The following is a 21750-nucleotide window of genomic DNA, read 5'->3' as shown; positions in this document are numbered from 1 at the left end:
TACTCTCTTACCTCTTAAGCCAGACGCGGGTTAACTTTATCGGCATCGATCTCGAACTTAGCGATCGCGTCCGCCACCACTTTCTTGTCGATTTCGCCACGTTTAGCCAGTTCGCCCAGCGCAGCCACGACCACGTAGGAGGCGTCCACTTCGAAGTGGTGACGCAGATTTTCGCGGCTGTCGGAGCGGCCGAAACCGTCGGTGCCCAGCACGCGGTAATCGCTGGCCGGAACATAGCTGCGAACCTGTTCAGCGAACAGCTTCATGTAGTCGGTCGATGCCACCGCCGGCGCGTCGTTCATCACCTGAGCGATGTACGGCACGCGCGCTTCTTCGGTCGGATGCAGCATGTTCCAGCGTTCGCAGTCCTGGCCGTCGCGCGCCAGTTCGGTGAACGAGGTGACGCTGTAGACGTCGGAACCGATGCCGTAATCTTTCGCCAGGATCTGCGCCGCTTCACGCACGTGACGCAGGATAGAGCCTGAGCCCAGCAGCTGCACTTTACCTTTGCTGCCTTCCACGGTTTCCAGCTTGTAGATACCCTTGCGGATACCCTCTTCGGCGCCTTCCGGCATCGCTGGCATGTGGTAGTTTTCGTTCAGCGTGGTGATGTAATAGTAAACGTTCTCCTGCGCTTCGCCGTACATACGTACCAGACCGTCATGCATGATGACGGCAACTTCATAGGCGTAAGCCGGATCGTAAGAGATACAGTTCGGGATAGTCAGCGACTGAATATGGCTGTGGCCATCTTCGTGCTGCAGACCTTCGCCGTTCAGCGTAGTACGACCGGAGGTACCGCCCACCAGGAAGCCGCGCGCCTGCTGGTCGCCCGCCAGCCACATCAGGTCGCCGATACGCTGGAAACCGAACATGGAGTAATAGATGTAGAACGGGATCATCGGCAGGTTGTTGGTGCTGTAAGAGGTCGCCGCCGCCAGCCAGGATGAACCTGCGCCCAGCTCGTTGATCCCTTCCTGCAGAATCTGGCCTTTCTCGTCTTCTTTATAGTAAGCAACCTGCTCGCGGTCCTGCGGGGTATACTGCTGACCGTTCGGGCTGTAGATACCAATCTGACGGAACAGACCTTCCATACCGAAGGTACGGGCTTCGTCCGCGAGGATCGGCACCAGACGATCTTTGATCGACTTGTTCTTCAGCATCACGTTCAGGGCGCGCACGAAAGCGATAGTGGTCGAAATCTCTTTGCTCTGCTCTTCCAGCAGCGCTTTGAACTCTTCCAGCTTCGGCATATCCAGTTTTTCAGTGAACTGCGCCTGACGGGTCGGCAGGTAGCCGCCCAGCTTCTCGCGCTGGCCGTGCAGGTAGTTGTACTCTTCCGAGCCTTTTTCGAAGGTGACGTACGGCAGCTCTTCGATTTTTTCGTCGGCAACCGGCACATTGAAGCGATCGCGGATGTAGCGAACGCCATCCATGTTCATCTTCTTGACCTGGTGCGCGATGTTCTTACCTTCCGCGGTGTCGCCCATACCATAGCCTTTAATGGTATGCGCCAGAATCAGCGTCGGCTGACCTTTGGTCTCCTGCGCTTTCTTCAGTGCCGCGTAGATTTTCTTCGGATCGTGGCCGCCGCGGTTCAGGGCGAAGATCTCTTCGTCTGACCAGTCTTTAACCAGCTCCGCCGTCTCCGGGTATTTACCGAAGAAGTGTTCGCGCACGTAGGCGCCGTCGCGGGATTTAAAGGTCTGATAGTCGCCGTCGACGGTTTCGTTCATCAGCTGAATCAGCTTGCCGCTGGTGTCTTTCTTCAGCAGCTCGTCCCAGCGACCGCCCCAGATCACTTTGATGACGTTCCAGCCGGCGCCCGCGAAGATGCCTTCCAGTTCGTTAATGATCTTGCCGTTGCCGGTAACCGGACCGTCCAGACGCTGCAGGTTACAGTTGATGATGAATACCAGGTTATCCAGCTTCTCGCGGGTCGCGATGGTGATCGCGCCTTTGGATTCCGGCTCGTCCATCTCGCCGTCGCCGAGGAAGGCGTAAACGGTCTGGTTAGAGGTGTCCTTCAGGCCACGGTGCTCCAGATATTTCAGGAACTTCGCCTGGTAGATGGCGTTCAACGGCCCCAGACCCATGGAAACGGTCGGGAACTGCCAGAAGTCCGGCATCAGTTTCGGGTGCGGATAAGATGAGAGGCCGTTGCCGTGCACTTCCTGACGGAAGTTGTTCATCTGCTCTTCGGTCAGACGACCTTCAAGGAAGGCGCGTGAGTAAATGCCCGGCGAGATATGACCCTGGAAGTAAACCAGATCGCCGCCGTCTTTGTCGCTGCGCGCGCGGAAGAAGTGGTTAAAGCACACTTCATAGATGGTCGCGGAAGACTGGAATGAGGAGAGATGGCCGCCCAGCTCCAGATCTTTCTTCGAGGCGCGCAGTACCGATACGATGGCGTTCCAGCGAATTGCGGAACGGATACGACGCTCCAGAGACGTGTTGCCCGGATACTCCGGCTCGTCTTCAACGGCGATAGAGTTGATATAGTTGCTGACGGCGTTACCGCCTGCCGCCACTTTAACGCCGCCTTTGCGGGCTGCGCTCAGCACCTGATCGATCAGATACTGCGCACGCTCAACACCTTCTTCACGGATGACCGATTCGATCGCCTGTAGCCAGTCACGAGTTTCGATCGGATCCACGTCATTCTGTAAACGTTCTGACATGGGGGGTATTCCTTATCTGTGTCTAATACGTTGAATTGTCAGGAGCCTGTCTCCATGTGTTCTGCTTGTGTGGCTCGCCAAAGCACAAGGAGACAGGCCCGTCGTTGATATCCGCGCGTTCTGTGTCGCGCGTTATTCCTTACGTTGCTGTAAACGACGCAGGGAGCGTTCACGACGAGTCTGCTCCCGACTTCTGTCCAGCAAGATTTCCTCTATGAACGCCAGGTGACGATGCGAGGCTTCGCGCGCCTGTTCCGGCTCACGAGCCACAATCGCCTCGAAAATACTGGCGCGGTGACCGCTCACTTTCGCCAGCATTTCCCGGCGCGAGTAGAGCAATTCAAAATTCTGTCGAACGTTTTGTTCCAGCATAGGGCCCATCGAACGCAGCAAATGCAGCAGCACCACATTATGGGCGGCTTCTGTAACAGCGATCTGATACTGCATCACCGCATCCGCCTCGGCGTCGAGATCGCCGCTATCCTGAGCCTGCTGTATCTGCACGTGGCAGTGGCGGATACGCTCAATATCCTCTTCCGTGCCGCGCAGCGCCGCGTAGTACGCCGCAATCCCTTCCAGCGCATGGCGCGTTTCCAGTAAATCAAACTGAGATTCCGGATGCTTAGTAAGCAGGCTGACGAGCGGATCGCTCAGGCTTTGCCAGAGATTCTGCTGGACGAAAGTGCCGCCGCCCTGACGGCGCAGCAGCAGACCTTTCGCTTCCAGACGCTGTATGGCTTCGCGAAGGGATGGACGTGAGACATCAAATTGTTTGGCGAGTTCGCGCTCAGGCAATAGCTTCTCGCCAGGACGCAGCGTCCCTTCCATAATCAGCGATTCCAGCTGCTGCTCAATGGCATCTGAGAGCTTGGGTTGGCGAATCTTACTGTAAGCCATCTTCCCTTCTTATCAAGCCGTCGTCCGGAGTAAATTGGTAATACCAATTCCAAAAAGTTGGCCGTAAAGTAACAAAGTATTCACCTTGTGTCTATATGACGCCGGTCACATTCCTTGCGCTGGAGGGCGCTGCGCAGCCTTAAGTTGCCGCGGGAAAAACAGAAATGGCGCGCCGCGGGAGATGTTAAATCTCGCTACTTTTACCAAACCTTACACTGCGTTAAGGGCCATTTTCTCGCTCACCATAAGACAACCTATTCGTCTTTGGGAACAATTCATGGCAGAACAGGCGCAGGCGGCAGTGTGATGGCGACGATGCTTTTTCAGTCAAGTCTCAGCACGAAAAGAGAAAGCAGGTGCAAAGCGCACCGCATATCACTATTCTTGTCGCCAGGGTAGCATCCGCTTACAGAGAAGGCGCCTGATACCGTAAATAAATCAGTACGTTATTGTAACCACTTCCTGACAGCCATCGCGCGCTGCAAAAGAAGAATTAAAACAACATGAGGTTCGTATGGAACAACAGCATGGCGATACGCTGAAGCGCGGGCTGAAAAACCGTCATATTCAGCTTATCGCGCTGGGCGGCGCGGTGGGCACCGGCCTGTTTCTGGGCAGCGCATCGGTGATCCAGGCGGCCGGTCCAGGCGTTATTTTGGGCTACGCCATCGCCGGCTTTATCGCCTTTTTGATTATGCGACAGCTGGGTGAGATGGTGGTCGAGGAGCCGGTCGCCGGCAGCTTTAGCCACTTCGCCTACAAATACTGGGGCAACTTCGCCGGCTTCGCGTCGGGCTGGAACTACTGGGTGCTCTATGTGCTGGTGGCCATGGCCGAGCTGACCGCCGTCGGCAAATACGTTCAGTTCTGGTGGCCCGATATTCCGACCTGGATTACCGCCGCCGTCTTCTTCATGTTGATCAACGCCATTAACCTGACCAACGTAAAAGTCTATGGCGAGATGGAGTTCTGGTTCTCTATCGTTAAAGTGGTCGCGGTGATCGGCATGATCCTGTTCGGCGGCTGGCTGCTGCTCAGCGGCACCGGCGGCCCGCAGGCCAGCGTCAGCAACCTCTGGGCGCAGGGCGGCTTCTTGCCGCACGGCTTCAGCGGGCTGGTAATGATGATGGCCATTATTATGTTCTCCTTCGGCGGCCTGGAACTGGTCGGCATCACCGCCGCGGAAGCCGATAATCCTGAGCAGAGCATCCCTAAAGCCACCAATCAGGTGATCTATCGCATTCTGATTTTCTATATCGGCTCGCTGGCCGTGCTGCTGTCGCTGATGCCCTGGACGCGCGTTACTGCAGACACCAGCCCCTTCGTGCTGATCTTCCATGAGCTGGGCGATGCGCTGGTGGCGAACGCGCTGAACGTGGTGATCCTGACCGCCGCGCTGTCGGTCTACAACAGCTGCGTCTACTGCAACAGCCGCATGCTGTTCGGCCTGGCCCAGCAGGGCAACGCGCCGAAAGCGCTGCTGAAAGTCGACCGTCGCGGCGTGCCGGTAGCCACTATACTGGTCTCGGCCGTGGCGACCGCGCTCTGCGTGCTGATTAACTATCTGATGCCGGGCGAAGCCTTCGGCCTGCTGATGTCGCTGGTGGTTTCCGCGCTGGTGATCAACTGGGCGATGATTAGCCTTGCTCACCTGAAGTTCCGCCGTAAGAAAGATCAGCAAGGCGTGACGACGCGCTTTAAGGCGCTGCTCTATCCGTTCGGCAACTGGCTCTGCCTGGCGTTTCTGGCCGGCATTCTGGTGATTATGCTGATGACGCCGGGCATGGCGATATCGGTCTGGCTGATCCCGGTCTGGCTAGTGATCCTGGCCATCGGCTACGCCATCAAAAACAAGGTGCAGGGCGCCTGACGCTTAAGCCCGCCGACTTCCGTCGGCGGGCCTTTTCCCTTTCGATCCAGCTCACACTTTTCCCGCCGCGCCTGATTTGTCCATCTTACCGACTATTTGTTGCCAGCCATCCCGCTGATATAGCAACGATAATTCTCTGCTCATACCCAATGCGCAGGATAACTACCATGAAGGATTCCGCCCTCTCTTTTCGCGAAAAGCTGGGTTACGGCATGGGCGATGCCGGCTGTAATATGATTGGCGGCGCCATCATGCTGTTTCTCAACTATTTCTACACCGATGTTTTTGGCCTGACGCCTGCGCTGGTAGGAACGCTCTTGCTCTCGGTGCGCGTGCTGGATGCGATTACTGACCCGATTATGGGCGCCATCGCCGATCGTACCCAGAGCCGTTGGGGCCGCTTCCGTCCCTGGCTGCTATGGATCTCGGTGCCCTACGTGCTCTTTAGCGTGCTGATGTTCACCACGCCGGACTGGAGCTACGAAAACAAGGTGATCTGGGCCTTCGTCACCTACTTCCTGATGTCTCTGACCTACACCGCCATCAATATCCCCTACTGTTCGCTGGGCGGCGTGATCACCAGCGATCCCGGCGAGCGCGTCTCCTGCCAGTCCTACCGCTTTGTCATGGTCGGCATTGCGACGCTGATCCTCTCCCTGTCGCTGCTGCCGATGGCCGAGTGGTTCGGCGGCGACGACAAGGCGCGCGGCTATCAGCTGGCGATGAGCGTGCTGGCGCTGATTGGGCTGGGGATGTTTCTGTTCTGCTTCGCCACGGTGCGCGAACGTATTCGCCCGGCGGTACCGACCCATGACGCGCTGAAAAGCGATCTGCGCGACGTGTGGAAAAACGACCAGTGGGTGCGCATTCTGCTGCTCACCTTCTGCAACGTCTGCCCCGGCTTTATCCGTATGGCCGCCACCATGTACTACGTGACCTGGGTGATGGGCCAGACGACTCACTTCGCCACGCTGTTTATTAGCCTGGGCGTCGTAGGCATGATGATCGGCAGCACCCTGGCGAAGCTGCTCACCGACCGCTGGTGCAAGCTGAAAGTCTTTTTCTGGACCAATATCGCGCTGGCCTTCTTCTCCTGCGGCTTTTACTGGATCGATCCGCACGCCACCGTCGCCGTGGTCGTCGCCTACTTCCTGCTGAACGTGCTGCATCAAATCCCGTCGCCGCTGCACTGGTCGCTAATGGCCGACGTCGACGACTATGGCGAGTGGAAAACCGGCAAGCGCATCACCGGCATCAGCTTCTCCGGCAACCTGTTTTTCCTCAAGGTCGGCCTGGCGGTCGCGGGCGCGATGGTCGGCTTTTTACTCTCGATTTACGGCTACGACGCGGGCGCGAAACAGCAGTCTTCGCAGGCGGTAAACGGCATTATGCTGCTGTTCACCGTTATCCCGGGCGTAGGCTACCTGATTACCGCAGGCGTCGTGCGCCTGCTGAAGGTCGACCGCGCGCTCATGCGCACGATTCAGAACGATCTCGCACTGCGCCGCGCCAACTTCCGCGAACTGCATGACATTCGTCAGCGCGACGGCGCCGTCACCCAACCCGGAGAAGCGAAATGAGCACACCCTGGCCGAATCCCTTTATTGAACAGCGGGCCGATCCCTTTATCCTGCGCCATGAGCAGCACTACTACTTTATCGCTTCTGTGCCCGCCTATGATCGGCTGGAGCTGCGTCGCGCCAGCACGCTGCTCGATCTGCGCCATGCCGAACCGGTCGTGGTCTGGCGCAAGCCGGAGAGCGGCCCCTGCAGCGAGCTGATCTGGGCGCCGGAGCTGCACCGCATCGACGAACTGTGGGTGATCTATTTCGCCGCCGCGCCGACGCGCGACATTAAAGACGGGTTGTTTCAGCATCGCATGTACGCGCTGGTATGCGACGACGCCGATCCGCTTAGCGGACGCTGGCAGGCGCCGCGCCGGGTATTTAGCCAGTTCGACACCTTTGCGCTGGACGCCACGCACTTCGTGCATCAGGGCAAAAACTGGTATCTGTGGGCGCAGAAGGATCCGGCCATCCCCGGCAACTCCAACCTCTATCTGGCGGAGCTGCTTAACCCCTGGACGCTGAAAGGCGCGCCGACGATGCTGAGCCGACCGGAATATGAGTGGGAGTGCGCTGGGTTTAGCGTCAATGAAGGACCGGCGGTGATCCAGCGCGGCAATCGGCTGTTCGTCACCTATTCCGCGAGCGCCACCGACGAAAATTACTGCATGGGGCTGCTGTCGATCGGCATTGAGCAGGATCTGCTGGATGCCGCTAACTGGCGCAAGTCGGCGCGGCCGGTCTTTACCTCTAACTGGGATAACCACCAGTACGGTCCGGGCCACAACTGCTTTACTCAGGATGAGAACGGTGAGGATGTGCTGGTCTATCACGCCCGCAACTACACGGAAATCGAAGGGGATCCGCTGTGGGATCCCAATCGTCATACGCGGCTAAAAAGTTTTGTCTGGCGCGACGACGGCACGCCCGATTTTGGCGTGCCGCCTGCGGATTATACCAGCGTGCCGTAGATGGTGAGCAGCGCGACCACCACCACCAGCACCAGCGAGATGCGCTTCGCCAGCGCCACCGCAATGCGCGGGGTTTCGACCTTGTCCAGGTGCGGATCGCGCTCCAGCGAAAACTGCGCCAGGCTGGTCAGCACCTGATATTGCGAACGGTGACGGTCGGTCAGCGCAGCGAACCAGGCGGGTAGCGCCTTTTCGCCATGACCCAGCAGCGCATAGGCAACGCCAGCCAGCCGCGCCGGGATCCAGTCAATGACGTGCAGCAGGCCGTCGACGCCTGACTGCGCGCGCTCCAGCGGCGACTGATGCTTCGCCAGCCAGCTCTGCCAGGCGCGCAGGAAGGCGTAGCCCACCAGCAGCACCGGCCCGTAGGGGCCGCCTGCCACAAACCAGAACATCGGCGCCAGGTAGAAGCGGAAATTAATCCAGATCAGCGCGTTTTGCAGCTCGCGCAGGAACTCTCGCTCGCTGCACTCCACCGGCACGCCGTGGATCAAGGTCAGCTCGGCCGCCATCGCCTGATGCGCCGCGACATCGTCATGGCTCGCCGCTTTTAAATAGGCGTGATAGTGCAGGCGCGCCGATCCGGCGCCGATGCAGAGCAGGCCGATCAGGATCCAGAACAGCAGCTGCGCGATGCCGAACAGCAGCCCTTTTACGCTCCAGATCGCCAGCGCCGTCAGCGCCATCGCCAGCAGGGTCATGCCAAGCGTGCGCAGCAGCGAAAAACGGCGGCGGCGGCGAAAAATCGGCTCCAGCCGGTGATCGAGCTGCCAGTGCTCGCCCAGCTTAAACAGGCGTTCCCAACCTAAAACCAGTAACAAGGAAAACAACGTCATACCCACTCCGCGAAAATCAAAAAGAAGTCTGCGCCAACAGCTGCTGATACTGCTCCCAGTCAAAAGCCGGCCCCGGATCGGTCTTGCGCGTCGGGGCGATATCGCTGTGTCCGGTAATGCGCGAGGGCGTCAAAGGATAGTGTTGCAGCAGGAGCTGCGTGACGGCGGCCAGCGCCTGGTACTGCGCATCGGTGTAGGGCAAATCGTCGGTGCCTTCCAGCTCGATGCCGATTGAAAAGTCGTTGCAGTTTTCGCGGCCCTGATAGCAGGAAACCCCGGCGTGCCAGGCGCGATGATCGAAAGAGACATACTGCACGATTTCGCCGTCGCGACGAATCAGGCAGTGCGCGGCGACCTGCAGGTGGGCGATATCGGCAAAATAGGGGTGGCCGTCGGGCGGCAAGGTGCCGGTAAACAGCCGATCGATCCACGGCCCGCCGAATTCGCCCGGCGGCAGGCTGATATTGTGGATCACCAACAGCGAGGGAACCTCGTCGTTGGGACGTTGATTAAAATGCGGCGACGGCACCTGACGAATGTCGGTCATCCAGCCCTGTTCCAGTTTCATGCTGGTTTTTCCTTAGCAGAGTCCGGCTGAGAATAGCATGATTTACGATAAATTTTTGCAGCTTAAAGGTGCGGCGGCCCCGCCCCGCTGCATTCAAGTTAAGTATACTAAACAAAAGTTCGGCTTCGGCTGGTGAAAAGCGTCGTTTCGATCTATTGTGGCTTCCTCTTTGTTCAGGTCATCAGGAGCGAAATCGCTATGCCAACCCGCCGTTACAATGCCGATAGCCGTCGCCAGACGCTGATCGCCCGCATCGAACAGGACATTCCAGCCACGGTCGCGCGCGCTTTGCAGGAGGATTTAGGCGGCGAGATCGACGCCGACCGCGATATCACCGCCCAACTGCTTCCCGAAGAGAGCCAGGCGCAGGCGCGGGTCATCACGCGCGAGGCGGGAGTTTTCTGTGGTAAACGCTGGGTGGAAGAGGTGTTTAACCAGCTTGGCGGCCATGCGACGCTGAGCTGGCAGGTCGAAGATGGCGACAGCCTGGCGCCCGATCAGACGCTGTTTACCCTGAGCGGCCCTTCTCGCGTGCTGCTGACCGCCGAACGCACCGCCCTGAACTTCGTCCAGACGCTGTCTGGCGTGGCGACCGAAACCCGACGCTATGTGCAGCTACTGGAAGGCAGCAACACGCAGCTGCTGGACACGCGCAAAACCCTGCCGGGCCTGCGCACCGCGCTGAAATATGCGGTGCTGTGCGGCGGCGGCGCGAACCATCGCCTGGGCCTCTCGGACGCCTTCCTCATCAAGGAAAACCATATTATCGCCAGCGGGTCGATTCGCCAGGCAGTAGAGAAAGCGTTCTGGCTGCACCCGGACGTGCCGGTAGAAGTTGAAGTGGAGTTGCTGGAGGAGCTGGATCAGGCGCTGGCGGCAGGCGCCGACATCATTATGCTGGATAACTTCACCCTCGACGCGATGCGCGACGCCGTGGCGCGCGCGCAGGGACGCGCGCAGCTTGAGGTTTCCGGCAACGTAACGGAAGCGACGCTGCCGCAGATTGCCCAGACCGGCGTCGACTACGTCTCCGTCGGCGCGCTCACCAAGCACGTGCGCGCGCTCGATCTCTCAATGCGCTTCACCAGCCTGTAACTTCCCTGCGCCGTGCCGCCGTGCACGGCCTTTTTTGCGCGCCCGCTTCCGCTTCGTGGTTCTCCGCGCTGCAATCCAGCCCTTTTACTGCGCGCCTTTTTCCGGTCTGGAAATCCGCCGCTGGGTTTAGCGCCCATGCTTTTCTACTCTGCCCTCTCTTATTCATGAGAGAGGCGATGCAATGACCAATCAACAGGGCTTTACCCTGGTCGAGCTGATGATTGTGGTGGGGATCGTCGCGATCCTCAGCGCTATCGGCTTACCAGCCTATCAAAACTACCTGCAGCGCGCGGCGCTCACCGACATGCTGCAAACCATGGTGCCATACAAAACGGCCGTCGAGCTGTGCGCCCTGGAGCGAGGCGGCCCAGCGCAGTGCCAGGCTGGCGAGAAGGGCATTCCGGCGGCGAAAGGCTCGCGCTACGTCTCCGCGCTCAGCGTGATAAACGGCGTGATTACCTTGACCGGTCAGGAGAGCCTGAACGGCCTGAGCGTCGAAATGACGCCGGTATGGGACAGCGTGGAAGGTAGCCTGAGATGGCAGCGCAGCTGTACCAGCAGCAGCGAAAGCCTGCGCGATAACTGCCTGGAGCAGTTCCGCTTCGATGATAAAGGAGCTGACGATGGCGATGCCTGATTCCGCTATACGTGCGCTGTGCCAGCGCTATCGGGCCGTGTTGCTGCATCATGACGCGACGCTGTTGCGCGTCGCCGTGGCGGAACCGGTGCCGGAGGGGCTCAGCGAGGCGCTGCACTTCGCCAGCCAGTGTCAGATCAAGATCGAATGCTGGCCGCAGGCGCGGCTCGATCTTCACCAGCACGGCAGCGCCTTAGCGGATGCGCCGCGCGAGGCGCTGCCGGAATCGGCGGTCGACGCCGTCAACCAGATGCTGCAGCAGGCGCTGCGGCGGCGGGCGTCCGATATTCATATCGAACCGCAGCGCGACGGCGTACGCATACGTCTGCGCATCGACGGCGTGCTACAGCCGCTGACGCCCCTGAGCGAGGCGCCGCCCGCCGCGCTGATCGCCAGGCTGAAAATCCTCGGCGGGCTGGATATTGTCGAACGACGGCTGCCGCAGGATGGACAGTTTACTCTGACGCTGGAGGGCAAACCCGCCGCCTTCCGTCTGGCGACGCTGCCGGTGCAGTACGGCGAAAAAGCGGTGATCCGCCTGCTGCAGAGCGAAAGCAGCACCCTGTCGCTGGATAAGCTGGGCCTGCCCGCCGCGCAGCGCCGTCTGCTGAGTGCCGCGCTGGCGCAGCCGCAGGGACTCATCCTGGTAACAGGCCCGACCGGCAGCGGGAAAACCTTTACGCTCTACAGCTGCCTGAGCACGCTGAACCGGCCGGAAATGAACGTCAGCAGCGTCGAAGATCCGGTGGAAATTCCGCTGGCCGGCATTAACCAGACGCAGATCAACCCTAAATGCGGACTCGACTTCAATCGGGTGCTGCGCGCCCTGCTGCGCCAGGATCCCGACGTCATTATGGTAGGCGAGATCCGCGATGCGGAGACGGCGGAGATTGCGGTCAAAGCGGCACAGACCGGCCATCTGGTATTATCGACGCTGCACACCAACTCGACGGCGGAAACCCTGACGCGGCTGCGTCAGATGGGCATTCCCGGCTATCTGCTCGGTCCGGCGCTGCGGCTGATCGTGGCGCAACGACTGGTGCGGCGGCTCTGCCCGCACTGTCGTCAACCAGCGCAGGCGATGGCGCATTTTCCGCCCGACATCTGGCCCGGCACGTTGCAAACCTGGCGCGCCCCCGGCTGCGACCACTGCTTTTCCGGCTATTTCGGCCGGCTGGCGCTGTTTGAGATATTACCGATCGGCAGTAAGCTGCAAAACGCCATCGCCGCCGAGATGCCGCTCGACAGCGTGCTGGCGCTGGCGAAAAAACAGGGTATGCGCACCCTGTTCAGCAGCGGACTGGAGGCGGTCAGCCGCGGCGAAACCTCGCTGGAGGAGATGCAGCGCGTGACCGGTCTGGAAGATGTCCCGGCTTAGCCTTTACCGCTGGCAGGCGATCAACAGCCAGCAGCAGCTGCATGAAGGCCAGCTGCTGGCGGCTGATGAAGAGAGCCTGCTGCGCCAGCTGGCTGAAGAGGATCTGCTGCCAGTTAGCTGGCAGCGCCGCAAGACGTGGCATGCGCGCGACTGGAAATGGCAGCAGAAAATCGATTTTGTCAGACAGCTTGCCACGCTGCTCAAAGCGGGCCTGCCGCTGGCGCAGGGGCTGGCGCTGCTGTCGCAAGGTCATCCGCATCCCGGCTGGCAATTGTTGCTGCATGCGCTGCGGCTGCGAATATTGCGCGGTGAGCCCTTTTCTCAGGCGTTAAGCCAGTGGCCGCAGATTTTTCCGCCCCTGTTCGCCGCGCTGATGCAGGTGGGCGAACTGACCGGCCAGCTTGACGTCTGCTGCGCGCAGCTGGCCGATCAGCAGGCGCGTCAGCAGCATCTGTGGAATAAAGTGATCAAGGCGCTGCGCTATCCGCTGTTTATTTTACTGGTGGCCGTGGCGGTAAGCGTCGGCATGCTGCTGTTCGTACTGCCGGAATTCGTCTCGGTCTACGCCTCGTTCAACGCCCCGCTCCCCGCCTTTACCGCGGCGGTGATGGCGCTCTCCGTCGGTCTGCAGCGCTGGGGCGGCTGGCTCGCGGTCGCGCTGCTGTTGGCCGCAGTCGCCTGGCGCGCGCTGCGTCGTCGCTCGCCGGCGTGGCAGCTGTGGGAGCAGCGTCTGATGCTGCGTCTGCCGCTGCTCTCGGATCTGTGGCGCGGCAGCCAGCTCAGCCAGATCTATGCGGTTTTGCAGCTTACGCAGCGGGCGGGCATTACTTTGCTGCAGGGGTTGCAGGCGGTGGAGGCGACGCTGACCGCGCGGCTGTGGCGCGACGCCGTCGTGGCGCTTCAGCACCATATTGCGCAGGGCGCGCCGCTGCATCAGGCGATGCAGGATCATCCGCTATTTACGCCGCTCTGCATGCAGCTGGTGCATGTGGGGGAAGAGGCTGGCGCGCTGGACACCATGCTGGCGCGGCTGGCGGAGTGGCATGAGGCGCAAACCCTGGCGCTGGCCGATACGCTTGCCGCCTCGCTGGAACCCGCAATGATGGTGATCGTCGGCGCCATCGTCGGCACGCTGGTGATCGCGATGTATCTGCCTGTGTTTGGGCTGGGAAATGTGATTCATTAGGGTGCGCAAGGCACCCTGATGACAGAGAGAGGTTAACGATTAAAAACGCGGTTTTCCTGTTCGGCGACGCGAATAAAGGTGGTTCGCTTGGTCAGCTCCTTCAGCCGCTCTGCGCCGACATAGGTACAGGCTGAGCGCAGGCCGCCGAGGATGTCGCGCGCCGTCTCGGCAACCGGGCCGCGCAGCGGCAGCTTCACCGTTTTGCCTTCCGCCGCGCGATACTGCGCGACGCCGCCAACGTGGCGCTTCATCGCCGATTCCGAGCTCATGCCGTAAAACAGCATAAACTGCTCGCCGTTCTCCTCGACTACAGTTCCCTCGCACTCGTCATGCGCGGCGAGCATGCCGCCCAGCATCACGAAATCGGCACCGCCGCCGAACGCTTTGGCGATATCGCCTGGCACCGCGCAGCCGCCGTCGCTGACAATCTGGCCGCCCAGGCCGTGCGCCGCATCCGCGCACTCGATCACCGCAGAGAGCTGAGGATAGCCGACGCCGGTTTTCACGCGTGTGGTACAGACCGAACCCGGGCCAATGCCGACCTTAACGATATCTGCGCCGGAGAGGATCAGCTCCTCCACCATTTCGCCGGTGACCACGTTACCTGCGCAAATGGTGCGATCCGGAAAGCGTTCGCGCGCGCGCTGCAGGAAGGTGACAAAGTGCTCGGAATAACCGTTCGCTACGTCAATACAGATGAATTTAAGATCGGCGGAGAGCGCCAGAATCGCCGTCAGCTTCTGCAAGTCGGCCTCGGATGTGCCGGTCGACACCATAATGTGATTCAGCACCGCCACCGGCGAACGCTCGATAAAGGCGCGCCATTCCTCGACGCCGTAGTGCTTATGCACGGCCGTCAGGATATCAAAGCTGGCCAGCGCCTCCGCCATGCTAAAGGTGCCGACGGTGTCCATATTCGCGGCGATCACCGGCACGCCGCTCCAGCTCAGGCCGGAATGCTTAAAGGTAAAGTGACGCTCCAGTTCGACCTCAGAGCGGCTTTTCAGCGTGGAGCGTTTAGGACGGATCAGCACGTCTTTAAAACCCAGCTTTAAATCTTCTTCAATACGCATAAAAATTGTCCTGGTAAGTGGCAGCGAATCGCAGTTCGGGTAGCGCACACGGCTCCAGTGGCATAATCATACGCGCCCTACGTCTGCCGACAAGACTGCGAATTTCACTTTATTTAAGCTACAATCCGTTAAATTTAGCTGAGAATTTTCATTGTGATCGCGCACACAGTTTTGCGCTTCGGCTTGCCCGCTGCGTAGCGCGCCTGAGAGAGTAATATGCCTTATACCGTGGCGCTGACCGGAGGAATCGGCAGTGGAAAAAGCACCATCGCCAATGCTTTTGCGGCGTTTGGCGTGCCCATTATCGACGCGGACGTTATCGCGCGCGAAGTGGTCGAGCCGGGAACAGCGGCGCTGCGGCAAATAGCGGAGCGGCACGGCGAAAGCATCCTGACGGAGCAAGGCGCGCTGAATCGCGCCCGACTGAGAGAAATTATTTTTCAGTCGCCCGATGAAAAAACCTGGCTAAACAATCTGCTTCATCCCCTGATTAACGCCCGCACGCAGCAGCTGAAAGCGCTGTCGACCGCGCCCTATGTGCTGTGGGTCGTGCCGCTGCTGGTCGAGAACGGCCTGCAGCATCAGGCGGATCGCGTTCTGGTGGTCGACGTCGATGAAGCGACGCAGCTCAGACGCACCATCCAGCGCGACGGCATCGATCGCCAGCAGGCGCAAAATATTCTGTCCGCTCAGGCGACGCGCAGCGCGCGCCTCGCCGTAGCCGACGACGTCATTAATAACAGCGGCACGCCCGATGAGGCGCTGCCGCAGGTTGCCGCTCTGCACCAGCGCTATCTGGCACTGGCGGCAACGCAACAGGATTAACGCCATGAGTACAGTCGTTCTGTTTGAACATCCCCTGAATGAAAAAATGCGCACCTGGCTGCGCGTGGAATTCTTAATCCAGCAGCTGCATGAAACGGTCCCGGTTACCCGCACCGCCTCGGCGCTGACCTTTTTCCGCATCATCGGCGAGCTGCTGGATATTTTCGAGCGCGGCGATATGCGTACCGAACTGCTGAAGGAGCTGGAGCGTCAGCAGCAAAAGCTGCGCGCCTGGGCAGACGTGCCTGGCGTCGATATGGCCGTGGTCGATGCGCTGCGCGACAAGCTGAAAGCGCAGGCGGTTCAGCTCAACAGCGCGCCGCGGATGGGACAGCAGCTGCGAGAAGATCGCCTTATCGGCCTGGTGCGTCAGCGGCTCAGCATTCCGGGCGGCTGTTGCAGCTTCGATCTGCCAGGACTGCATATCTGGCTGCATCAGCCTCAGAAGGTGCGCGACGGTCACGTTTCCGCCTGGCTGGAGACGCTGATGCCGCTGCATCAGAGCCTGGCGATGATTCTGGATCTTATTCGCCAGTCAGGCGCGTTCCGTCATCAGACCAGCCTGAACGGTTTTTATCAGGACAACGCCGAGGGCGCGGATCTGCTGCGCCTGCAGCTCCAGCTGGAAGATGCGCTTTATCCCCAGGTTTCCGGCCACAAAAGTCGTTACGCCATCCGCTTTCTGCCGCTGGACAGCGAACGCGGCGAAGTGCCTGCACGACTCAACTTTGAACTGGCCTGTTGTTAGAGGTAGCTATGCAAAATGAAGTGATTACCGTTCAGTGTCCGCACTGCGGGAGAGATGTAATCTGGGATGAGCTCAGTCCGTGGCGCCCGTTCTGCAGCAAGCGCTGCCAGCTGATCGATCTAGGCGAATGGGCGGACGAAGAGAAGCGGATCCCCAGCGAAGGCGATCTGAACGAAAGCGACGACTGGAGCGAAGAACAGCACTGACAGCAGGGGCTCGCGCCCCTGATATTAAAGCTCGCCGGCGACCAGACGCGCAACCAGCGAATGGTTAGCCGGCGGGAACTCTTCCGCGACCAGCTCGCGTTGCGCGACCCAGCGCTGCGGCTGCCCTTCCCGTCCCCACGGCTCGCCTTCCCAGCCTTCCACCAGAAAGAAGTTAAGCGTTACGCGCAGCGCATCATAGGTATGATCCGCCGCGCCAATCGCCGTCGCCTGCGTTACTTCGATGCCGGTCTCTTCCAGCAGTTCGCGCTTCAGCGCCTCTTCCGCGCTCTCGCCAGCCTCGATTTTGCCGCCGGGAAACTCCCACATATTCGCCATATGGGACGACGCCGGGCGCTGAGCCAGAAAGATCTCTTTATCGGCGTTACGGATGATGCCAACGGCAACCTGCAGGTGCTTCATAAAATTTTCCACGTCGGGTAAGTGAATGTGCGCTGATTTTAAAGCATGGATGGCGCGAAGTTAACCGCGCCGCGTCGACAATAAAAAAGGCGCCTGAGCGCCTTTCAAACAGCTGACATATTTAAAACGCGGATGACATGGACTGAAGAGCAAAGCGTCCCGCGCAAGGGACTGCGCGGGCCGAGCTGGCATGGATGCCGCTTTTGCGCCTTTGCGATCGGGCCTTGTCAACCGCGTCTGCACTTTTCTCGCAAGCTCAAAGGCGCCGAAGCGCCTTTTTTCGCGACTGTCAGGCCAGTCGGCCGTGACACTGCTTATATTTTTTACCGGAGCCACACGGGCAGAGATCGTTGCGTCCGACTTTGCGCTCGCCGCTTTGTGCGGCCAGCGATGCGGCCGCGGCCGCTTCATCGTCAACATGGCTAAGCTGCTGCTGCTGCGCCAGACGTTCCGCTTCTTCGCGACGCTGCTGCTCCATCGCTTCCACCTCTTCCGGCATGCGCACCTGCACCTTACTCAGCGTGCTGACCACTTCATACTTCAGCGACTCGAGCATGGCGGCGAACATCGCGAAGGATTCGCGCTTGTACTCCTGCTTGGGATCTTTCTGCGCATAGCCGCGCAGATGGATGCCCTGACGCAGGTAGTCCATCGCCGCCAGATGCTCTTTCCACAGCGAATCGAGCGTCTGCAGCATCACGCCTTTTTCGAAGTTGCGCATCATCTCGACGCCGACAATCTCTTCCTTGCTGGCGTAGCTCTCGCGCGCGCGCGTCATGATGCGCTCGCGCAGCGTCTCTTCATGCAGATCCGGCTCTTTATCCAGCCACTCGGCGATCGGCAGGTCGAGGTCGAAGTCAGCGCGCAGGCGCTCTTCCAGACCCGGCACGTCCCACATCTCTTCAAGCGACTGCGGCGGAATGTAGGTGTCGATAGTGGTTTTAAACACGTCTTCACGAATGCTGTTGATGGTTTCGCTGACGTCGGAAACGTCCAGTAGCTCGTTACGCTGGCTGTAGATGGCGCGACGCTGGTCATTCGCCACATCGTCATACTCCAGCAGCTGCTTACGAATATCGAAGTTGCGGCTCTCGACTTTACGCTGCGCGTTGGCGATAGCTTTGGTCACCCACGGGTGCTCGATCGCTTCGCCAGGCTTCATGCCCAGTTTACGCATCATGTTAGAGACGCGATCCGAGGCGAAAATACGCATCAGCGCATCTTCCATCGACAGATAGAAGCGGGAAGAGCCGGCGTCGCCCTGACGACCGGCACGGCCGCGCAGCTGGTTGTCGATACGACGCGACTCGTGGCGCTCGGTGCCGATAATATGCAGGCCGCCTGAAGCCAGCACCGCATCGTGGCGCTGCTGCCAGGCCGCTTTGATCGCTTCAATCTGCGCTTCGGTCGGCTCTACCAGCTCGGCGACTTCCGCATGCCAGCTGCCGCCCAGCATAATGTCGGTACCACGCCCCGCCATGTTAGTGGCGATAGTAACCGCGCCCGGCTGGCCCGCCTGGGCGACGATATCCGCTTCGCGGGCGTGGAACTTGGCGTTCAGCACGTTGTGCTTGATGCCTGCGCGCGTCAGCTCGTTAGAGACCACTTCCGATTTTTCGATGGAAATCGTACCCACCAGCACCGGCTGGCCATTAGCGGTACGCTCACGGATATCTTCGATGATTGCGTCGATCTTCTCTTTTTCGGTCATATAGACCAGATCGGGCAGATCTTTACGCACCATCGGGCGGTTGGTCGGCACGACGATGGTGTCGAGTTTATAAATAGAGCTGAACTCGAAGGCCTCGGTGTCCGCCGTACCGGTCATACCGGCCAGCTTATCGTAGAGACGGAAGTAGTTCTGGAAGGTGATGGAAGCCAGCGTCTGGTTCTCGTTCTGGATCTCCACGCCCTCTTTGGCTTCAATCGCCTGGTGCAGACCATCCGACCAGCGGCGACCCTGCATGGTACGTCCGGTGTGTTCGTCGACGATAACCACTTCGCCGTCCTTCACGATGTAATCCACGTCGCGCGTAAACAGCGCATGGGCGCGCAGCGCCGCGGTGACGTGATGCATCAGCATAATGTTGGTCGGCGAATAGAGCGATTCGCCCTCTTCCATAATGCCCTGGCTTACCAGCAGCTCTTCCACCTTGACCAGGCCGCGCTCGGTCATGTGCGCCTGACGCGCTTTCTCGTCGACCCAGAAATCGCCTTCGCCCTGGAAGTTGTCAGAATCTTCTTTCTCCTGACGCACCAGGCTAGGAATGATTTTATTAACTTTGGTGTACATTTCCGAGCTGTCTTCCGCCGGACCGGAGATAATCAGCGGCGTACGCGCTTCGTCGATCAGAATGGAGTCGACCTCATCCACCAGCGCATAGTTCAGCTTGCGCTGCACGCGCTCTTCCGGGCTGAACGCCATGTTGTCGCGCAGATAGTCGAAGCCATATTCGTTGTTGGTGCCGTAGGTGATATCCGCCGCGTAGGCTTCACGCTTCGCCACCGAAGGCATGCCCGGCAGGTTAATGCCGACGCTCAGCCCCAGGAACTCGAACAGCGGACGGTTATTTTCCGCATCGCGCTGCGCCAGGTAGTCGTTGACGGTCACGACGTGCACGCCTTTACCGCTCAGCGCATTGAGGTAGGCCGGCAGAGTCGCGGTCAGCGTTTTACCTTCACCGGTACGCATCTCCGCGATGCAGCGATCGTTCAGCACCATGCCGCCAATCAGCTGCACGTCAAAGTGACGCATGCCGAAGACGCGCTTACTTGCTTCACGCACCGTGGCGAACGCTTCCGGGATCAGGCTTTCCAGCGTCTCGCCCTTTTTCAGGCGCTCGCGGAACTCGTCGGTTTTCGCTTTCAGCTCATCGTCGGAGAGTTTTTCGAAATCCGGCTCCATCTTGTTGATGACGTCTACGACTTTGCGCATGCGGCGCAGGGTACGATCGTTGCTGCTGCCAAACATTTTGGTTAAAAGCTTGATTAACATATTAAAAACTTCTCAATTCAGCCGCGTAATGCGGACTGCGATAATGAATAAAGGTATTTTAAAAGGCGTTTCAGACAAGCAGCGTAGACGGTCCGGCGCGAATTGCATGGGTTTTACTGCGCCAGTCGGCCAGTGAAGTAGCAGGTGCGAGCGCATCGCGCGGCGCGTTGGCGACCGGCTGCGACGGCTGGCGCAAAGAAGTATGGGTGGTCAGCAACGCCTGAAGCGAATCGATCAGCGCCAGCTTGTGCGCAGCCAGCGGCAGGTTATCGGGCGTTTCCGCCTGCGGCGTCAGGGTAAAGGAAAGATGGCGAATAACGGTGCGGATGGCGTGCTGATGCCAGTAATCTATCGTAAAGCTGGGACGGCGCGCCGTTTCCTGCAGCCGGATCAGATGATCAAAGCGCGCGGCATTGCCGACGAAGAGGCTGCTGGAAGAGGATTCGGATGAAGTATTGAATTCGGCGCTCTGGGCGCAGACAGGCAAGCCAAAGCTGGCCGCCACCATCCCCAACAGGAGATGAGGCCAGAAATAGCGTCTGCCTAAATGTCGCCAGCGTAGAAAAATTCCGATCACAACTCTTCCATTGCGCATCAACGATCGCGTCGTTGTCAGGGGTTTGCCGCTCTCTTTGAACAGCGGCGCTCAGCTTCTCAGAGCGCCTGATAGTACCATTAATGTGGGGCGCCCACATCAGTGTTTAAAGTCGCTCTGGAAGAAAAGCCGCCTGTTTGTTCAGCGTTTCAGCAACGTTGCACGCTTTGCTGCGAAGCATGCCGAAAATTTCAGGAGACCAAAAAAAGCGCAATAAAAAAGGCTGGCGCTGCTGACCGGAGAGGGTTGTCAGCAGATACCAGCCTTTAAAGATTCCGGGGTAATTAAGCCAGAACCAGATTCGGTGCCTTGAACGCCAGCGGCAGTTCCGCTTCGTCTTCGAAGGTAGCCCATTCCCAGGCTTCTTGTTTCGCCAGGACGGCCTGCAGCAGCTTGTTGTTCAGTGCGTGGCCTGATTTGAACGCGGTAAACGCGCCGATAATATTGTGGCCGCACATAAACAGGTCGCCGATCGCATCCAGCATTTTGTGACGAACGAATTCATCTTCAAAACGCAGGCCTTCTTCATTCAGCACGCGGAAATCGTCGAGGCCGATCGCGCAATCCAGACTACCGCCCAGGCACAGGCCTTTGGATTGCAGATACTCGATTTCACGCATAAAGCCGAAAGTACGTGCGCGGCTGATCTGACGAACAAAAGAGTCGGCAGAGAAGTTCAGCTGATAGCGCTGAGAGCTGGAGTCGATCGCCGGATGGTTGAAGTCGATAGTGAAGTCGAGAGAGAAACCGTTGTACGGCTTGATCTCGGCCCACTTGTCGCCATCTTCCACGCGAACAGTCTGCTTAACGCGCACAAATTTCTTGGCGCTGTTCAGCTGTTCGATGCCCGCATCCATCAGCAGATAGATAAAGGGCGCGGCGCTGCCGTCCATAATCGGGATTTCCGGCGCATCCACTTCAACGATAATGTTGTCGATACCCAGACCAGCCAGCGCGGCGTTCAAATGCTCAACCGTCGAAATACGTACGCCTTCATCATTCACCAGGCAGGTACTGAGCATGGTGTCGCGCACGTATTTTGCATCAGCCGGGAAATCAACCGGTGGATTCAAGTCAGTGCGACGATAGATGACCCCGGTATTAGCCGGCGCAGGGCGTAGAGTCAGCGTGACTTTCTTGCCGGTATGCAAACCGACGCCAGTCGCCTGAACAATACGTTTTAATGTCCTTTGTTTGATCATCG

Annotated in this window: 19 protein-coding genes; 10 read left to right on the top strand and 9 right to left on the bottom strand. The window is 59.3% G+C overall.

Going from position 1 to position 21750, the window contains the following annotated elements:
- Positions 1-14 precede the first annotated feature (14 nt).
- Both aceE and pdhR read right to left on the bottom strand, forming a co-directional pair.
- On the bottom strand, positions 15-2681 hold the full coding sequence (gene aceE / locus JS46_RS08140) for a pyruvate dehydrogenase (acetyl-transferring), homodimeric type (protein ID WP_033749517.1): 2667 nt from the start codon (positions 2679-2681) through the stop codon (positions 15-17).
- A gap of 132 nt (positions 2682-2813) precedes the next feature.
- A complete protein-coding gene (pdhR, locus tag JS46_RS08135; RefSeq protein WP_033749516.1) occupies positions 2814-3578 on the bottom strand; it encodes a pyruvate dehydrogenase complex transcriptional repressor PdhR in 765 nt (254 codons plus the stop codon).
- A 514-nt stretch (positions 3579-4092) separates the two neighbouring features.
- Between pdhR and aroP the strand changes: the two genes are divergently transcribed.
- The 3 genes from aroP (at position 4093) to JS46_RS08120 (ending at position 7984) form a co-directional block, all read left to right on the top strand.
- Complete coding sequence (gene aroP, locus JS46_RS08130; protein ID WP_033749515.1) at positions 4093-5448, top strand: aromatic amino acid transporter AroP; 1356 nt, start codon at positions 4093-4095, stop codon at positions 5446-5448.
- A 167-nt stretch (positions 5449-5615) separates the two neighbouring features.
- Positions 5616-7028: a glycoside-pentoside-hexuronide (GPH):cation symporter gene (locus JS46_RS08125; RefSeq protein WP_033749513.1), complete on the top strand. Its 1413-nt coding sequence runs from the start codon at positions 5616-5618 to the stop codon at positions 7026-7028.
- The gene (locus JS46_RS08120; protein ID WP_033749512.1) at positions 7025-7984 is read left to right on the top strand and encodes a family 43 glycosylhydrolase; all 960 of its coding nucleotides are present in this window, start codon (positions 7025-7027) and stop codon (positions 7982-7984) included. Before JS46_RS08125 ends, JS46_RS08120 begins: the two co-directional genes overlap by 4 nt.
- Here JS46_RS08120 and ampE read toward each other — a convergent pair.
- Positions 7966-8820: a beta-lactamase regulator AmpE gene (ampE, locus tag JS46_RS08115; RefSeq protein ID WP_033749511.1), complete on the bottom strand. Its 855-nt coding sequence runs from the start codon at positions 8818-8820 to the stop codon at positions 7966-7968. The genes JS46_RS08120 and ampE overlap by 19 nt on opposite strands.
- A gap of 16 nt (positions 8821-8836) precedes the next feature.
- Positions 8837-9388, bottom strand: coding sequence for a 1,6-anhydro-N-acetylmuramyl-L-alanine amidase AmpD (gene ampD, locus JS46_RS08110; RefSeq protein WP_033749510.1), 552 nt, complete (start codon positions 9386-9388; stop codon positions 8837-8839).
- 198 nt (positions 9389-9586) lie between these two features.
- Between ampD and nadC the strand changes: the two genes are divergently transcribed.
- From nadC to hofC, 4 genes are all read left to right on the top strand, one after another.
- On the top strand, positions 9587-10483 hold the full coding sequence (gene nadC, locus JS46_RS08105; protein ID WP_033749509.1) for a carboxylating nicotinate-nucleotide diphosphorylase: 897 nt from the start codon (positions 9587-9589) through the stop codon (positions 10481-10483).
- A gap of 181 nt (positions 10484-10664) precedes the next feature.
- A complete protein-coding gene (gene ppdD, locus JS46_RS08100; protein ID WP_033749508.1) occupies positions 10665-11120 on the top strand; it encodes a prepilin peptidase-dependent pilin in 456 nt (151 codons plus the stop codon).
- Positions 11107-12498, top strand: coding sequence for a type II secretion system protein GspE (gene gspE / locus JS46_RS08095; RefSeq protein WP_033749507.1), 1392 nt, complete (start codon positions 11107-11109; stop codon positions 12496-12498). Before ppdD ends, gspE begins: the two co-directional genes overlap by 14 nt.
- On the top strand, positions 12485-13684 hold the full coding sequence (gene hofC / locus JS46_RS08090; protein WP_033749505.1) for a protein transport protein HofC: 1200 nt from the start codon (positions 12485-12487) through the stop codon (positions 13682-13684). Before gspE ends, hofC begins: the two co-directional genes overlap by 14 nt.
- Before the next feature lie 32 nt (positions 13685-13716).
- Here the strand turns inward: hofC and JS46_RS08085 are convergent, their stop codons facing one another.
- Positions 13717-14757: a GMP reductase gene (locus JS46_RS08085; protein ID WP_033749504.1), complete on the bottom strand. Its 1041-nt coding sequence runs from the start codon at positions 14755-14757 to the stop codon at positions 13717-13719.
- A 216-nt stretch (positions 14758-14973) separates the two neighbouring features.
- Between JS46_RS08085 and coaE the strand changes: the two genes are divergently transcribed.
- Genes coaE through yacG form a run of 3 tightly spaced genes read left to right on the top strand, consistent with a single transcriptional unit; the run spans position 14974 to position 16536 of the window.
- Positions 14974-15582, top strand: a complete 609-nt coding sequence (coaE, locus tag JS46_RS08080; protein ID WP_033749503.1) for a dephospho-CoA kinase — start codon at positions 14974-14976, stop codon at positions 15580-15582.
- A gap of 4 nt (positions 15583-15586) precedes the next feature.
- Positions 15587-16330 (top strand): cell division protein ZapD, encoded by a 744-nt coding sequence (gene zapD, locus JS46_RS08075; RefSeq protein WP_033749502.1) that lies wholly within the window; start codon positions 15587-15589, stop codon positions 16328-16330.
- Positions 16331-16338: 8 nt separating this feature from the next.
- Positions 16339-16536, top strand: coding sequence for a DNA gyrase inhibitor YacG (yacG, locus tag JS46_RS08070; RefSeq protein WP_033749501.1), 198 nt, complete (start codon positions 16339-16341; stop codon positions 16534-16536).
- A gap of 24 nt (positions 16537-16560) precedes the next feature.
- On the opposite strand, the gene mutT is transcribed toward yacG, so the two are convergent.
- From mutT to lpxC, 4 genes are all read right to left on the bottom strand, one after another.
- On the bottom strand, positions 16561-16956 hold the full coding sequence (mutT, locus tag JS46_RS08065) for an 8-oxo-dGTP diphosphatase MutT (RefSeq protein ID WP_033749499.1): 396 nt from the start codon (positions 16954-16956) through the stop codon (positions 16561-16563).
- Positions 16957-17245: 289 nt separating this feature from the next.
- Positions 17246-19951 (bottom strand): preprotein translocase subunit SecA, encoded by a 2706-nt coding sequence (gene secA / locus JS46_RS08060; RefSeq protein ID WP_033749498.1) that lies wholly within the window; start codon positions 19949-19951, stop codon positions 17246-17248.
- Between the two features lie 70 nt (positions 19952-20021).
- Positions 20022-20528, bottom strand: coding sequence for a secA translation cis-regulator SecM (secM, locus tag JS46_RS08055; protein ID WP_200879026.1), 507 nt, complete (start codon positions 20526-20528; stop codon positions 20022-20024).
- A 302-nt stretch (positions 20529-20830) separates the two neighbouring features.
- Positions 20831-21748: a UDP-3-O-acyl-N-acetylglucosamine deacetylase gene (gene lpxC, locus JS46_RS08050; RefSeq protein ID WP_033749496.1), complete on the bottom strand. Its 918-nt coding sequence runs from the start codon at positions 21746-21748 to the stop codon at positions 20831-20833.
- Positions 21749-21750: the final 2 nt, after the last annotated feature.

Origin of the sequence: Pantoea sp. NGS-ED-1003 (assembly GCF_000738765.1) — a bacterium.
Classification (GTDB): domain Bacteria; phylum Pseudomonadota; class Gammaproteobacteria; order Enterobacterales; family Enterobacteriaceae; genus Pantoea; species Pantoea septica.
The sequence above is the reverse complement of the archived record's forward strand: the minus strand, read 5'-3'. Positions and strand labels throughout refer to the sequence as shown.

What these genes read in the sequence shown, in the direction of transcription:
- aceE (WP_033749517.1), bottom strand. Translation starts at nt 2,681, where the DNA reads ATGTCAGAACGTTTACAGAATGACGTGGATCCGATCGAAACTCGTGAC.
- pdhR (WP_033749516.1), bottom strand. Translation starts at nt 3,578, where the DNA reads ATGGCTTACAGTAAGATTCGCCAACCCAAGCTCTCAGATGCCATTGAG.
- aroP (WP_033749515.1), top strand. Translation starts at nt 4,093, where the DNA reads ATGGAACAACAGCATGGCGATACGCTGAAGCGCGGGCTGAAAAACCGT.
- JS46_RS08125 (WP_033749513.1), top strand. Translation starts at nt 5,616, where the DNA reads ATGAAGGATTCCGCCCTCTCTTTTCGCGAAAAGCTGGGTTACGGCATG.
- JS46_RS08120 (WP_033749512.1), top strand. Translation starts at nt 7,025, where the DNA reads ATGAGCACACCCTGGCCGAATCCCTTTATTGAACAGCGGGCCGATCCC.
- ampE (WP_033749511.1), bottom strand. Translation starts at nt 8,820, where the DNA reads ATGACGTTGTTTTCCTTGTTACTGGTTTTAGGTTGGGAACGCCTGTTT.
- ampD (WP_033749510.1), bottom strand. Translation starts at nt 9,388, where the DNA reads ATGAAACTGGAACAGGGCTGGATGACCGACATTCGTCAGGTGCCGTCG.
- nadC (WP_033749509.1), top strand. Translation starts at nt 9,587, where the DNA reads ATGCCAACCCGCCGTTACAATGCCGATAGCCGTCGCCAGACGCTGATC.
- ppdD (WP_033749508.1), top strand. Translation starts at nt 10,665, where the DNA reads ATGACCAATCAACAGGGCTTTACCCTGGTCGAGCTGATGATTGTGGTG.
- gspE (WP_033749507.1), top strand. Translation starts at nt 11,107, where the DNA reads ATGGCGATGCCTGATTCCGCTATACGTGCGCTGTGCCAGCGCTATCGG.
- hofC (WP_033749505.1), top strand. Translation starts at nt 12,485, where the DNA reads ATGTCCCGGCTTAGCCTTTACCGCTGGCAGGCGATCAACAGCCAGCAG.
- JS46_RS08085 (WP_033749504.1), bottom strand. Translation starts at nt 14,757, where the DNA reads ATGCGTATTGAAGAAGATTTAAAGCTGGGTTTTAAAGACGTGCTGATC.
- coaE (WP_033749503.1), top strand. Translation starts at nt 14,974, where the DNA reads ATGCCTTATACCGTGGCGCTGACCGGAGGAATCGGCAGTGGAAAAAGC.
- zapD (WP_033749502.1), top strand. Translation starts at nt 15,587, where the DNA reads ATGAGTACAGTCGTTCTGTTTGAACATCCCCTGAATGAAAAAATGCGC.
- yacG (WP_033749501.1), top strand. Translation starts at nt 16,339, where the DNA reads ATGCAAAATGAAGTGATTACCGTTCAGTGTCCGCACTGCGGGAGAGAT.
- mutT (WP_033749499.1), bottom strand. Translation starts at nt 16,956, where the DNA reads ATGAAGCACCTGCAGGTTGCCGTTGGCATCATCCGTAACGCCGATAAA.
- secA (WP_033749498.1), bottom strand. Translation starts at nt 19,951, where the DNA reads ATGTTAATCAAGCTTTTAACCAAAATGTTTGGCAGCAGCAACGATCGT.
- lpxC (WP_033749496.1), bottom strand. Translation starts at nt 21,748, where the DNA reads ATGATCAAACAAAGGACATTAAAACGTATTGTTCAGGCGACTGGCGTC.